The following is a 13,205-nucleotide window of genomic DNA, read 5'->3' as shown; positions in this document are numbered from 1 at the left end:
TCACGGCTTGCGGGCGACCCCCGCGTACACCGGGACGATGCCCTCCGCCTGCGCGGCCACGTCCTCCGCGTCCGGGCGCCAGCCGTGCACCGGGATCACCCCCGGCCCCAGCAGCTCCAGCCCGGCGAAGAACCGCGAGAACGCGGCGAGCGAGCGCGGATGGAACGGCGTGCCGCTGCGCCGGAAGTGCTCCGCCGCCTGCCCGACCGCCTCCGGACTCAGGTCGGCCGTCACCTGGGACAGGATCAGGTAGCTGCCGGGCGCGAGCGCGCCGACATAGCGCTCCAGCAGGCCGTAGACGTCGTCGCCGTCGGGCGCGTCGTCCAGGTAGTGGGTCAGCGCGACCAGCGACAGCGCCACCGGCCGGTCGAGGTCCAGCGACTCACCGGCCTTCGTCAGCAGCGTGTCCACGTCCCGCACGTCGGCGTGCACATACGCCGTGGCGCCCTGTGCCGTGCCGTGCAGCAGCGCCTGGGCGTGCCGCAGCACGATCGGGTCGTGGTCCGCGTACACCACCCTCGCCTCGGGTGCGACGCGCTGCGCCACCTGGTGCAGATTGGGCTCGGTGGGTATGCCCGTGCCGATGTCCAGGAACTGCCGTATCCCCGCCTCGGCGACCGTCCTGGTCGCCCGGTGCATGAAACGGCGGTTGGCGCGCGCCCCGCGCACCACGGTGCCGTCCGCCGCGAGGATCCTGCGGGCGAGTTCCTCGTCCACCGGGTAGTTGTCCTTGCCGCCCAGCCACCAGTCGTAGACCCGTGCCGGATGCGGGCGGCTGGTGTCGATGGGGGCGGTCACTGCGTCGGATCCGGTCACAGGATGTCCTCTCCTCGGGAAACCTCGGGAAATCCTCGGGGTGGCGAACTCCAAGGGCTCAGTACCGGTCCCGCCAGGCGCGCAGCAGCTCGCGGGTGCGCTCCGTGGAGGCCGCCCGCGCCGTCATGTGGTCCAGGACCTCCAGATGCGCCGACACCTCCGTACGGGAGTCCAGATACAGGGCGCCGGTCAGATACTCGGTGAACACCATGTCGGGCAACTCCGGTTCGGCGAACCGGAACAGCGTGAACGGCGCGTAGGTCCCCGGGTGCGGGCCGCCGGCGAACTCCGCGAGCTGCAGCGTGATCCGGTCCCGCTCGGAGAACCGCAGGAGCCTGTCCAGCTGCTCGCGCATGACCCGGCCGTCGACGCTCACCGGGCGCCGCAGCACCGTCTCGTCCATGATCACCCACAGGTGCGGCGGGTCGGCGCGCTCCAGCAGCCGCCGGCGTTCCATGCGCAGCGCCACATGCCGCTCGACCGCCTCGGGCCCCGCCGACCCGATCGTGCCCGCCTCCAGCACCGCCCGCGCGTAGTCCTCGGTCTGCAGCAGACCCGGGACGAAGTGCGGCTCGTAGGAACGGATGATCCGGGCGGCGCCCTCCAGGCTCACATACAGGCTGAACCACTCGGGCAGCACATCGTGGAACCGCTGCCACCAGCCCGGCCGGTTCGCCTCCTCCGCGAGCTCGACGAACGCGGTCGCCTCCCGCTCCGGCACCCCGTAGGCGGACAGCAGGATCTGCACGTACGGGATCTTCAGCGCGACCTCGGCGGTCTCCATGCGCCGTACGGTCGCGGGCGCCACCCGCAGCACCCGGGCGGCCTCGTCACGCCCGAGGCCCGCCGCCTCCCGCAGCTCCTGCAGCCGTCTGCCGAGCACCACCTGCCCCACGGTGGGTGCGGCCCGCCGCTCACTCACACCCGGCCTCCCAACGCGCCCGACCCTGCGATCAGTCTGTCACGCCGGACCCCACGCCCTCACGGTGCGCGCAGCACTCACCGCGGACCCCGCAGCCCCCGCCGGCACCGGCCCCATCACGGCATTACCCCACGGGTAATCGACGGCGCCCCCGCCCGACGGGATCGTGGACTCGGACGGGTTCCCGGGGCGGCGCACTCCGGTCCGGGGACCCGTCACTCGTGCCGCAACCGACCGACCGATCCCGACGGAGGGTGATTCAACATGTCCGCGACCCAGCTCGCCACGCTCGCCCGGACCTCCGACCCGCAGGCCGTGCTGCGCCGCTTCCTCGCCCTCGACGCCGCCGTCACCGGTGCCAACGCGCTGGCCTATCTGGCACTGTCCGGCCCGCTCGGACGCTTTCTCGGCGTGGACGCCGCCCTGCTGCTCGGCCTCGGCGCCTTCCTCGCCGTGTACGCGGCCGGCGTCGGCCTGCTCGCCGCCCGCCGGCACCCGCCGGCACTCGGGGTGCGGGCCGTCGTGGAGGCCAACCTCGCCTGGTCGGCGGTGAGTCTCGCCGCGCTCGCGCTGTGGCTCACCCCGAGCACGGCGGGCGCGGTGTGGACCGTGCTCCAGGCCCTCACCGTCGCCGCCTTCGCCCTGCTCCAGCACATGGCGCTCAGGGCGCGTCAACTCAACCAGGTCTGAAGGTACTTGGCCGTCGCCGGGTCCGCCGGGAGCAGCGTCTCCACGGCCAGCTCGGCGACGGTCACGTCCATCGGCGTGTTGAACGTGGAGATCGAGGAGACGAAGGACAACGTCCGCCCCTGGTGCTCGATCAGCATCGGCAGCGCGAAGTACGCCGCCGCGTCCTCCGTCTCCTCCCGGAGTCCCGCCCCGTTCTCCGGCACCGGATACGCCGCCACCTCCTCGTACAGCGCCCGCAGCGGCTCCGAACGGCGCAGCGCGATCTGCTGCTCCATGCGCTCCAGCAGATGCCCGCGCCACTGCCGCAGATTCCGGATGCGCGGCGCGAGCCCCTGCGGATGCAGCGTCAGCCGCACCGCGTTCAGCGGCGGCACCAGCAGTGACTCCGGAACCCCGTCGAACAGCGTCATGACCCCGCGGTTGGCCGAGACCACGTCGTACATGGCGTCCACCACCAGCGCCGGATACGGCTCGTAGCCCCCGATGAGCTGCTCGATGCCCGCACGCAGCGCGTTCAGGGCCGGATCGTCGAGCGGGGTGTGCGGGAACCGGGGCGCGTAACCGGCCGCCACCAGCAGCGCGTTGCGCTCCCTGACGGGCACGTCCAGATGCTCGGCCAGCCGCAGCACCATCTCCTCACTGGGCCGGGAGCGCCCCGTCTCGATGAAACTGATGTGCCGGGCGGAGGACCCGGCCCGCAGCGCCAGCTCCAGCTGGCTCACCCGCCGCTGCTCCCGCCAGGCGCGCAGCAGCGGGCCCACACTCCCGTCCGCGTACCCGGCTTCCGACGTCGCTGTGCTCATGCCGCCGACCGTAGCCGAGAACCGGCCGGACAGGGGAGCCGCACCCCGCTGACCAGGGGCCCCGGACCGCATGCTGTGGCACGCTGAGAGACGAGCCCCTCTCGAAGTTCCCCCACCGGCGAAGGAGCGCAGTCCATGCCCGTCGAACCGCTGTCGCAGAAGGAGATCGAGGACCGGCTGGCCGAGCTGCCCGGCTGGTCGCTCGACGGGGACCGGCTCACCCGCTCCTACCGTCTCGGCTCGCACTTCGCGGCCACCGCGATGGTCGTCCACATCGCCCAGGTCCAGGAGGAGCTCGACCACCACTCCGACCTGACCCTCGGCTACAACACCGTGGCCCTGTCCGTGAACACCCACAGTGTGGGCGGCGCCGTCACCGAGAAGGACTTCGAGCTCGCCCGCAAGGTGGAGGACCTGGCCCCCGGCCACGGGGCACACTGAGGCGCGTGCTCGACTACGACGAGGAAGCCCAGCGCTACGACGCCCTGCGCGGCGGCGAACCCCGGGCGGCGGCAGCCGCCGAGGCCGTGCTCGGGCTGATACCCGACCAGGCCCGTGAACTCTGCGACATCGCCTGCGGCACCGGGCTGGTCACCCGCCGGTTCGCCGCCGACCGGCCCGGCCTGCGCGTGACCGGCGTCGACCTCGCCGCCGCGATGACCCGGATGGCCGCGTCCCGGCTGCCCGGCCGCGTGGTGCGCGCCGACAGCCGCCGGCTGCCGTTCGCCGGCGCGCGCTTCGACGCCGTCGTCAGCGTGTGGCTGCTGCACCTGCTGTCCGGACCCCAGGAGGTCGGTGCCGTCATCGCCGAGTGCGCCCGCGTCCTGCGCCCCGGCGGTGTCTACGTCACGACCGTCGACAAGGGCGCCGCGCACAACGTCGGCAGCGACATCGACGCCGTGCTCGCCGCCCGCCCGCGCAGCCCCGTGCACGACGCCGCCGCCGACGTGGCAGCTTGCGCCGCCCGGCACGGTCTGGTCCCGGCCGGGCACGCCCGCTTCCGGGGACACGGCCAGGGCCGCAGCCCGCGCCGCGCCCTCATGGACCTGCGCCGCGGCTGGTTCGTTACCGTGCCCCCGGGCGACCCGCTCGCCGAGCACATCGCGGCGCGCCTGGCCGAACTCCCCGACCAGGACCGGCCCCGGCCTGACCCGGTGTTCACGCTGAGGGCCTTCAGAAAGCCGGCATAGCGGAAACCGGGCGGCCCCCCCATGCGCTGAGGAGGCCGCCCGGCCGGTCGGCCCCGCCGTCAGGTGGCGAGACCACGTATGCGGACCTTTCAAGGAGCTCCGCGGCAACCACCCGTACCGCGGAGCTACTCGAGCAGCTCCGCGTACGAGCCCATGGCCAAGGCGATGTCCGCCTGCGCCCAGAACCGGTGGTACGTGAACGTCGGCGCCGCGCCTCCGGCCAGGTACGACTCGATCCGCGACCACGCCGGGTCGTCCTCGTAGAAGGAACGGATCGAGTCGAACGTCGACGAGGAGTCGATCGGGTCGCCGTTCGGCATCGTGCCGGTCCAGCCGCTCGGGACGTACACCGGGTCGTCGAACCGGTTGTAGTCGGCCCGGGTCTCCGGCACGGCGATGCCGAGCGCGTCCTGGTGGTTCTCCCACATGCCGTCCAGCAGGGCCTTCGCGGTGCTCGCCGCCTCCGTGTCACCGGAGCGGTCCGCGTAGTACGTCAGCGTCTTGGCGTACGCCGCGGCCACCCCGACGTCGTTGGTGTAGTCGGCGACGGTGACGTGCAGGCCGCTGTTGGCGCCCGGCGACGACGGGTTCCAGGTGTCCGGCTTGCCGGACCACCGGAGCGTGGACGGGATGCGGAAGGTGCCGTCCGGGTTGACCGTGGTCTCGGACAGCGCCCAGTCGACCCACTTGTCGAGCACCACCTTGGCGTCCGCGTCACCGGTGCGCTGGTAGTACTCGGCGACCCGCTCCATGGACCACGCCTGGAAGCCGAACCACTGGTTGGACGGCGGGTCGTGGTACACCGGCTTCTCGTCGTAGTACATGCCGTAGAACGTCGGCGTACCGGCCGGCGGTGTCGCGTACCGGCCCGCCCAGCTGTTGGTCGCGCCGCCCGCGATGGCGCCCTCGTCGGACTGCAGCCAGCGGTAGAACTCCAGCTGCCGGTCCAGGGACTTGGCCCAGTCCGCGGCACCCGTCGCGGACTTGGGCCTCAGCGGGGCGTAGGAGCTGAGCGCGTAGGCGGCGAGGGGGTTCTGGTAGCCGCCGTGCGCGTGGCTGGAACCGATGCGCCAGGCCCAGCCGGCGGAGGTGTCGGTGGCACCGCCCCAGGCGTAGTACCAGGAGAGCAGGTAGTGCGAGGCGTCCTTGCCGGTGCCGGCCGGGCAGGACGGGCTGGTGCAGTTGCCGATCTTCTTGAAGTACTTGTCGAACATGGCGTAGCGCAGGTAGTCACCCATCTTCGCGGCCTTGGCGACGGTCGTGGAGACCTGGGATCCCTTGCCCTGGTCCTTCGCCCACAGGTCTGCCCAGTACGCGGCCTGCACGGCACGCGCGTCGGCGTCCGGCGCGTTGGTGAACTTCCACTGCTTGGCGTACGAGGCGTCCTTGGTGAACAGGTCCAGGTAGCCGTTCCTGCCGCCGTACCTGAAGGCGTCGCAGGTGGGCTGCGGGACGGTCTCCCACACCGACTCCTGCGGGCCGCGCTGGAAGGTGTTGATGTACGACGGTCCGGTGTCCGACGGACCCGCCTCGCACTTGCCGGGCGAGTTGCCGTAGCCGTACACGTTGTCCACGTCCTGGATCCAGTGCATGCCGTAGACGTCGTCCGTGCCGTAGGCGGACTTCAGCTCGCTCGCGATCGGATCGGGGCCGACCGGGACACCCGGGTCGAGCGCGGACGGGTACTCGTCGGGGGTGTCGTACTCGGGCGCGTACGTCGCCGGCTTCGAGGCGTTGTAGAAGGAGTTGGTCGGCTGGTCCGCGTGGGTCGGGATCATGTACTTCTCCATGATCTCCCAGGCCCCGTTGAACTTCGACCAGTCGCCGGTGACCTTGCCGTACATCGCCTGCAGCCACAGCAGATAGCTGTACGCCTCCGAGGTGGTCTCATGGCCGTGGTCCGGCGCCTCCACGATGAGCGTCTCCACCGAGTGGTACGGGATGCCCTCGGGTGAGAAATATCCGTTCGCCGGGTCGGTGATCTTCCCGTACAGCTCCAGGAAGCGCTCGTCGTACGCCTTCGTCGCGCCCAGCTGGGTCACCGTGACGGTGGCCTTGCCGTGCCCGGGCGCGGTCGACTCGAACACGGCCGAGCCGGTGCCGGAGGCGTCCGCGCCGATGGTCACCTTCTGCGCGGTGTCCCAGTTCGCCGGGGTGAAGGTCAGCGAGGCGCCCGCCGTCACCGACAGTCCGGAGTTGCCGCTCGCGCGAGCGGTCGTGACGGTCACGTTCGCGGCCGGCTGCTTGGACAGCTTCACCTCGTACGTGCCCGACTCGCCCTGCCGCACGCCCAGTTGGGACGGTGTGGCGACCACGACGGGGCCCGCGGCGACCGTGATGCCGACCGGGGTCGAGCTCGCGGAGGCGCCCGTGCTGTCGTACGCCTTCGCCACCAGGGAATGACTGCCCACGGTCAAGCCGGCCACGTCGAGGGTGAAGGGCGCGCTGGTGTCCGTACCCAGCAGCTCGGTGTCGTCGTAGAACTCGACCTTGCTGATCGTGGCGTCGTCGGCCGCCGCCGCGGTCGCCGCGAGCGGCACGGTCTCGCCCTGCGTGTAGACCGCGCCGGCCTCGGGGCTGGTCAGCACGGTGATCGGCGGCTGATGGGCGCCGGTGCAGGCGGTGCCGTTGATCGAGAAGGACGTGGGCGCGGCGTTGCTGCCGCTGTAGGAGAACTGCGCGCCGGTCGTGACGGCGCCGCCGGCGGCGATGCGGGCGTTGTGCCCGGCGTTCTTCACGGTCACGGTCTTCCCGGACTGCGACCAGCTGCCGTTCCAGCCGTTCATGAGCTTCTGATTGCCCGCGTAGTCGTACGTCAGGGTCCAGGCGTCGATGGCCTCGGTGCCGCGGTTGGTGAGTGTGAGATCGGCCGTGAAGCCGGAACCCCAGTCGTTGGTCCTGTAGTCGACGCTGCACCGGAGCGCCGCCGCCTGAGCGGGGGTCGAACCTGAGGAGAGCAGGGTGAGCGGGAGCGCGAGAGCCGCCACGGCCGCGGTCCATAACCGCCGTACGCCGGGGCGTCTCCTGGGTGGGGGATGCATGGTGCTGGTTCCTCCTGCGACTCGAAGGGGTCAAGGCTTGAACCAGTGGGAGCGCTCCCATAGTGAGGACGGGGTCTGGAGCGGTCAAGGTTGGTGAAGAGTCGAAAAGATTCGATGCGCCGAGTTGCGGGAAAGTCGGTAACTCCTCTGTTCCTCTCCGTCACTTGGCGCTAGCTTCAGGAGCACCAGTGGGAGCGGTTCCACCAGTCGGCGCGCCTGTCACGGCGCGCGAGAGCTGCAAGGAGTCGCTCGATGCGCCACCCCTCGCCTTCAGTTCTTTTAGCCGTCCCCGCGCACGGAGCAGCACCTGACGCGGGCCCGGGCACTGAGTGGGACCTCTCGTCGTCCGTGCTGTCCGCGCCGTCCTCGCTGCCGTCCGGCACGCTCGTGCTGCCGTACGGCACCGGGGCGGCCTCCTGTCGGAGAGGAAACCCGCACTCATGACTCGCACCAGAACCGCGCTGCTCGCCGCGACGGCGCTGGTCGCCGGAGCCACCGGGACGGCGTTCGCCGTCGACCCCGGTGGCGTCGGCGCGGCCGCCGTCCCCTGCACCGTCGACTACCAGGTGCAGAACCAGTGGAACACCGGCTTCACCGCCTCCGTGACCATCACCAACCACAGTGCCGCCAAGTCGTCCTGGGCGCTGAAGTGGTCCTACGCCGGCAACCAGCGCATCACCAGCGGCTGGAACGCCAAGGTCACCCAGTCCGGGGCCGACGTCACGGCCGCCAACGAGTCCTACAACGGCGCCCTGGCCACCGGCGGTTCGGTCAGCTTCGGCTTCCAGGGCAGCTACAGCGGCACCAACGCGATCCCCGCCACCTTCACGCTCGACGGCGTGACCTGCAACGTCGACTCCGGCGGCCCCACCGACCCGCCGGACCCGACCGACCCGCCCGGCCCCGGTGACCGGGTCGACAACCCCTACAGCGGCGCCAAGGTGTACGTGAACCCCGAGTGGTCCGCGAAGGCCGCCGCCGAGCCGGGCGGCGACCGCATCGCCGACCAGCCCACCGGTGTCTGGCTGGACCGCATCGCCGCCATCAACGGCGTCAACGGCGGCATGGGCCTGCGCGACCACCTCGACGCCGCCCTCGAGCAGAAGGGCAGCGGCGAACTGGTCGTCCAGCTGGTCATCTACAACCTGCCCGGCCGCGACTGCGCCGCCCTCGCCTCCAACGGCGAACTGGGCCCGACGGAGATCGACCGCTACAAGACCGAGTACATCGACCCCATCGCCGCGATCCTCGCCGACCCCAAGTACGCCGGCCTGCGGATCGTCACGACCGTCGAGATCGACTCCCTGCCCAACCTCGTCACCAACGTCACGCCCCGGCCCACCGCGACGCCGAACTGCGACACGATGAAGGCCAACGGCAACTATGTGAAGGGTGTCGGCTACGCCCTGAACAAGCTCGGCGACGTGCCCAACGTCTACAACTACGTCGACGCCGGCCACCACGGGTGGCTGGGCTGGGACGACAACTTCGGGGCCAGCGCCCAGATGTTCAAGCAGGCCGCGACCGCCGAGGGCGCGACCGTGAACGACGTGCACGGCTTCATCGCCAACACCGCCAACTACAGCGCCCTGAAGGAGGACCACTTCAAGATCACGGACACCGTGGCCGGCAAGTCGGTGCGCGAGTCGAAGTGGGTCGACTGGAACCGCTACGTCGACGAGCTGTCCTACGCCCAGGCGCTGCGCGCGGAGCTGGTGAGGATCGGCTTCGACTCCGGAATCGGCATGCTGATCGACACCTCCCGCAACGGCTGGGGCGGCACCGCCCGGCCCACCGGTCCCGGCGCCACGACCAGCGTCGACACCTACGTCGACGGCGGCCGCTACGACCGCCGGATCCACCTCGGCAACTGGTGCAACCAGTCGGGCGCCGGCCTCGGCGAACGGCCGCAGGCGGCACCGGAGCCCGGCATCGACGCCTACGTGTGGATGAAGCCCCCGGGCGAGTCCGACGGCTCGAGCAAGCCCATCGACAACGACGAGGGCAAGGGCTTCGACCGGATGTGCGACCCGACGTACACCGGCAACCCGCGGAACAACAACAACATGTCGGGCGCCCTCCCGGACGCCCCGCTGTCGGGCCACTGGTTCTCGGCCCAGTTCCAGCAGCTGATGCGGAACGCGTACCCGCCGCTGTCGTGACGACCGCCTGACCGCCGCTCCCGCAGGCCCGGCCCCGGTTTCTTGCGGGAGCGGCAACTTCATTTGCTCCTCTCCGGTGCGTCGGCGCACTCTGTCCGCACCCGAGCGGAGAGGCTGACGACCATGGCGCACCAGAACCACACGCACAACCACTCGCACGACCACACGGACATCGACTGGGCCGAGATGGCCGACCACCTCGAATCCCAGGCGGAACTCTTCACCCCGCTGTACGAGCGGGCCCTCGGCTGGCTGGCGAAGGAGGTGACCGAACCCGGACTCGTCGTGGACGCGGGCAGCGGCCCCGGTGTCATCGCCTGCCTGTTCGCGGAGACCTTCCCGGGCGCGCGGATCGTGGCCGTCGACGGCTCGGAGCCGCTGCTGGAACGCGCCAGCGCCCGCGCCGCACACCGGGGCGTGGCCGACCGCTTCTCCACCCTCGCCGGCGAACTCCCCGGAGTCCTCGACGACTTGGACTACCCCGCGGACCTGCTGTGGGCGAGCCGCAGCGTGCACCACCTCGGCGACCAGCAGGCCGCGCTCACCGCCCTGGCGGCCCGCCTCGCCCCCGGCGGCACGCTGGCCGTGATGGAGGGCGGCCTGCCCGCCCGCTTCCTGCCCCGCGACCTCGGCTTCGGCCGCCCCGGCCTGCAGGCCCGGCTCGACGCGCTGGAGGAGGAATGGTTCAGCCGCATGCGCGCCGACCTGCCCGGCTCGGTCGCCACCACCGAGCACTGGCCGGCCCTGCTCACCGCGGCCGGCCTGCACCACACCCGCACCCGCACCTTCCTCCTCGACCTCCCGGCCCCGGCCACCGACCGCGCCCGCGCCTACGCGATCGCCACCCTCACCCGCATGCGGGAGACCTTCGCCGACCACCTCGACCCCGACGACCGCGCCACCCTGGACCGCCTCCTGGACCCGAACGACAAGACCGGCCTCCACCACCGCCCCGACGTCTTCCTCCTGGCGGCCCACACGGTCCACACGGCGGTACGGCCGGTGTAGCGGCATGACTTGACTTCGAGAGCTCTCCAAGTGATGGACTCCCCGGCATTCACCGACACAGCAGGGGGAGTTCTCATGACTGACTCACCGGTCACGCTCATCACCGGCGGCGGCAGCGGCATCGGGGCCGCTGTCGCTCGGCGGTTGCTGGATGCGGGGGAGAGGGTGGCCGTCACCGGGCGGGGGGAGGAGCGGCTGCGGGAGTTCGCCAAGGAACTCGGGGAGCCCGAGGGGCTCTTGGTCATCCCCGGGAACGCGGCCGTGTACGAGGACGTGCGGGCGGCCGTCGAGGACGTGCTGGCGGAGTTCGGGCGGCTGGACACCGTGATCGCCAATGCCGGTTTCGCCACCCATGACTCGGTCGCCGAGGGCGATCCCGCCGGGTGGACCGAGATGGTGCTGACCAATGTGCTGGGGCCCGCGCTGCTCATCAGGGCGTCGATCGACGCCCTGAAGGAGAGCCGCGGGCGGATCGTGCTCGTCGGGAGCGTCGCCGGGTTCGTGCCCACGCCGGGGAACATCTACGGGGCGACCAAGTGGGCGGTGACCGGGCTCGCCGAGAACACGCGGCGGCAGGTGACCGAGTGGGGGGTCGGCGTCACGCTGATCGCGCCCGGGAGGGTGGAGACCCCGTTCTGGGATTCGTACGGGAGTCTTCCGCCGGGGCAGCTGCTCACCGCCGACCAGATCGCCGACTCCGTCGTGTGGGCCGTCCGGCAGCCTGAAGGCGTCGACGTCAACACCGTCGTCGTGCGGCCACTTGGGCAGCCCAACTGACCCAGGAGCGTGGGTCGGGGAACACCTCCTGGAATGCCGCGCCTCGTGGTGGAGCGGGGCTGTCGGGCGCTGCCGTCGAAAAGGCGTGGCTGCCCGTCGGCCGTGATGCGACGATCAGTTCCGCACCCTGATCCACATCCACATCCACATCCGCATCCCGGAGGCCCGTGTGGACGTCACCTCGCTGCTGCCGTTGACCACGCCCCGGTTGTCGCTGCGTCTGTTCACTCCCGGCGACGCCGACGACCTGTACGCCTACCAGAGCCTGCCGAGCGTGGCGCGCTACCTGTACCGGCCGGCGCACACGCGGGAGCGCAGTGAGCAGGTTGCGGCCGAGCGCGCGGCGCACTCGGTCTGGTGCGCCGACGGGGACAAGCTGGCGCTTGCCGTGTGCCGACGCGATGAGCCCGGCCTCCTCGGCGAGGTGACGCTCACCCTGGCCAGTGCCCGCGCCGCCCAGGCCGAGATCGGCTGGACTCTCGACCCACGTCACCAGGGGCACGGCTATGCGACGGAGGCGGCCAAGGCGCTGGCCGGGTTCGCCTTCGACAGACTGCGGGTGCACCGGCTCTACGCACGGCTGGATGTGGAGAACACCGGGTCTGTGCGGGTCTGTGAGCGCCTCGGGATGCGCCGGGAGGCGCACCTGGTCGAGAACGACCTCGACGGGGATCGCTGGGGCAGCGAGTACATCTACGCGGCGCTGGCCGCGGACATCGGCGGTCGAGCGGGCAGTTGAGCCCGGCGAACCTCCCGGCCGCGGCCGACCGCGAGGAACCGCGGCCGACCGCAAGGAAGAACACGGCACCGACCCTTCATGGGGAGACGCGACGGCTTCCGTGAGGCCGTCGCGCTGCGTCCGGCCGTCAGGCCATGTCGAACGTCGCCGGGTCCGGGCCCAGGCGGCGGTCCTCGTTCAGGGCGCTGATCGCCGCCAGGTCCTCGGCGTCCAGGCTGAAGTCGAACACCGCGATGTTCTCCTGGATGCGGGACGGCGTCACCGACTTCGGGATGACGACGTTGCCGAGCTGGATGTGCCAGCGCAGGACGACCTGGGCCGGGGTGCGGTGGTGCTTCTGCGCGATCGCCACGATCGCCGGGACCTCCAGCAGCCCCTTGCCCTGGCCGAGCGGCGACCAGGCCTCGGTGGCGATGCCCTGCTCCGCGTGGTACTCACGCGCGGCGTGCTGCTGCAGATGCGGGTGCAGCTCGATCTGGTTGACCGCGGGGATCACCGAGGTCTCGGAGATCAGCCGCTCCAGGTGCTCGGGCAGGAAGTTGGACACGCCGATGGCGCGGATCCGGCCGTCGGCGTGCAGCTTCTCGAACGCCCTGTACGTGTCGACATAGGTGTCCCGCGCCGGCAGCGGCCAGTGGATGAGGTACAGGTCCAGGTAGTCGAGGCCGAGCTTCGACAGGGACGTGTCGAAGGCGCGCAGCGTCGCGTCGTACCCCTGGTCGCTGTTCCAGAGCTTGGTGGTGACGAAGAGGTCCTCGCGGGGGATGCCCGACTTCGCGATGGCCCTGCCGGTGCCCTCCTCGTTGCCGTACGCCGCGGCCGTGTCGATGCTGCGGTAGCCGGCCTGAAGCGCCTGCGTGACGGCCGTCTCCGCCTCGTCGTCCGGCACCTGCCAGACACCGAAACCGAGCTGGGGCATCTCGACGCCGTTGTTCAGGGTGATCGGGGGGACCTTGCTCACGAGCTTACGATCCTTCGTGTCGTCGTCAGGAGTGTCCTGCTGGTACTGCTGGTACCCCATCGTCAACGATCACGGCGCGTGATGCATTCCTGATCG

At 71.1% G+C, this 13,205-nt stretch carries 12 protein-coding genes; 7 read left to right on the top strand and 5 right to left on the bottom strand.

All coding sequences use genetic code 11. The annotated features are described in order from the left end of the window. Together AB0412_RS07640 and AB0412_RS07635 are read right to left on the bottom strand one after the other, a co-directional pair. Positions 1-816: an SAM-dependent methyltransferase gene (locus AB0412_RS07640; RefSeq protein ID WP_366401587.1), complete on the bottom strand. Its 816-nt coding sequence runs from the start codon at positions 814-816 to the stop codon at positions 1-3. A 58-nt stretch (positions 817-874) separates the two neighbouring features. Next, positions 875-1,738: a helix-turn-helix transcriptional regulator gene (locus AB0412_RS07635; protein ID WP_366401586.1), complete on the bottom strand. Its 864-nt coding sequence runs from the start codon at positions 1,736-1,738 to the stop codon at positions 875-877. A gap of 264 nt (positions 1,739-2,002) precedes the next feature. On the opposite strand from AB0412_RS07635, the gene AB0412_RS07630 reads away from it, so the two are divergent. Beyond that, the gene (locus AB0412_RS07630) at positions 2,003-2,428 is read left to right on the top strand and encodes a hypothetical protein (protein WP_366401585.1); all 426 of its coding nucleotides are present in this window, start codon (positions 2,003-2,005) and stop codon (positions 2,426-2,428) included. Here the strand turns inward: AB0412_RS07630 and AB0412_RS07625 are convergent. Continuing rightward, a complete protein-coding gene (locus tag AB0412_RS07625) occupies positions 2,410-3,231 on the bottom strand; it encodes a helix-turn-helix transcriptional regulator (protein WP_366401584.1) in 822 nt (273 codons plus the stop codon). The two genes, AB0412_RS07630 and AB0412_RS07625, sit on opposite strands and share 19 nt — an antisense overlap. Before the next feature lie 135 nt (positions 3,232-3,366). Here AB0412_RS07625 and AB0412_RS07620 point away from each other — a divergent pair, with 135 nt between their 5' ends. Both AB0412_RS07620 and AB0412_RS07615 read left to right on the top strand, forming a co-directional pair. Beyond that, positions 3,367-3,672: a 4a-hydroxytetrahydrobiopterin dehydratase gene (locus AB0412_RS07620; protein ID WP_366401583.1), complete on the top strand. Its 306-nt coding sequence runs from the start codon at positions 3,367-3,369 to the stop codon at positions 3,670-3,672. A gap of 5 nt (positions 3,673-3,677) precedes the next feature. Further along, complete coding sequence (locus AB0412_RS07615) at positions 3,678-4,421, top strand: class I SAM-dependent methyltransferase (protein WP_366401582.1); 744 nt, start codon at positions 3,678-3,680, stop codon at positions 4,419-4,421. Between the two features lie 125 nt (positions 4,422-4,546). Here the strand turns inward: AB0412_RS07615 and AB0412_RS07610 are convergent, their stop codons facing one another. Next, positions 4,547-7,462, bottom strand: coding sequence for a glycoside hydrolase family 48 protein (locus tag AB0412_RS07610; RefSeq protein ID WP_366401581.1), 2,916 nt, complete (start codon positions 7,460-7,462; stop codon positions 4,547-4,549). 440 nt (positions 7,463-7,902) lie between these two features. On the opposite strand from AB0412_RS07610, the gene AB0412_RS07605 reads away from it, so the two are divergent. The 4 genes from AB0412_RS07605 (at position 7,903) to AB0412_RS07590 (ending at position 12,148) form a co-directional block, all read left to right on the top strand. Next, entirely contained in the window at positions 7,903-9,624 is a 1,722-nt protein-coding gene (locus AB0412_RS07605; protein WP_366401580.1) for a glycoside hydrolase family 6 protein, read from the top strand. A 123-nt stretch (positions 9,625-9,747) separates the two neighbouring features. Beyond that, positions 9,748-10,632 carry a class I SAM-dependent methyltransferase gene (locus AB0412_RS07600; RefSeq protein WP_366401579.1) on the top strand — a complete coding sequence of 295 codons (885 nt, stop codon included), beginning with the start codon at positions 9,748-9,750 and terminating at the stop codon, positions 10,630-10,632. A gap of 75 nt (positions 10,633-10,707) precedes the next feature. Further along, positions 10,708-11,409, top strand: coding sequence for an SDR family oxidoreductase (locus AB0412_RS07595; RefSeq protein WP_366401578.1), 702 nt, complete (start codon positions 10,708-10,710; stop codon positions 11,407-11,409). Between the two features lie 169 nt (positions 11,410-11,578). Next, entirely contained in the window at positions 11,579-12,148 is a 570-nt protein-coding gene (locus AB0412_RS07590) for a GNAT family N-acetyltransferase (protein ID WP_366401577.1), read from the top strand. A 127-nt stretch (positions 12,149-12,275) separates the two neighbouring features. Here AB0412_RS07590 and AB0412_RS07585 read toward each other — a convergent pair whose 3' ends face one another. After that, complete coding sequence (locus AB0412_RS07585; protein ID WP_366401576.1) at positions 12,276-13,169, bottom strand: aldo/keto reductase; 894 nt, start codon at positions 13,167-13,169, stop codon at positions 12,276-12,278. Between the last annotated feature and the right edge of the window lie 36 nt (positions 13,170-13,205).

Origin of the sequence: Streptomyces sp. NPDC052012 (assembly GCF_040689265.1) — a bacterium.
Lineage (GTDB): Bacteria > Actinomycetota > Actinomycetes > Streptomycetales > Streptomycetaceae > Streptomyces.
The sequence above is the reverse complement of the archived record's forward strand: the minus strand, read 5'-3'. Positions and strand labels throughout refer to the sequence as shown.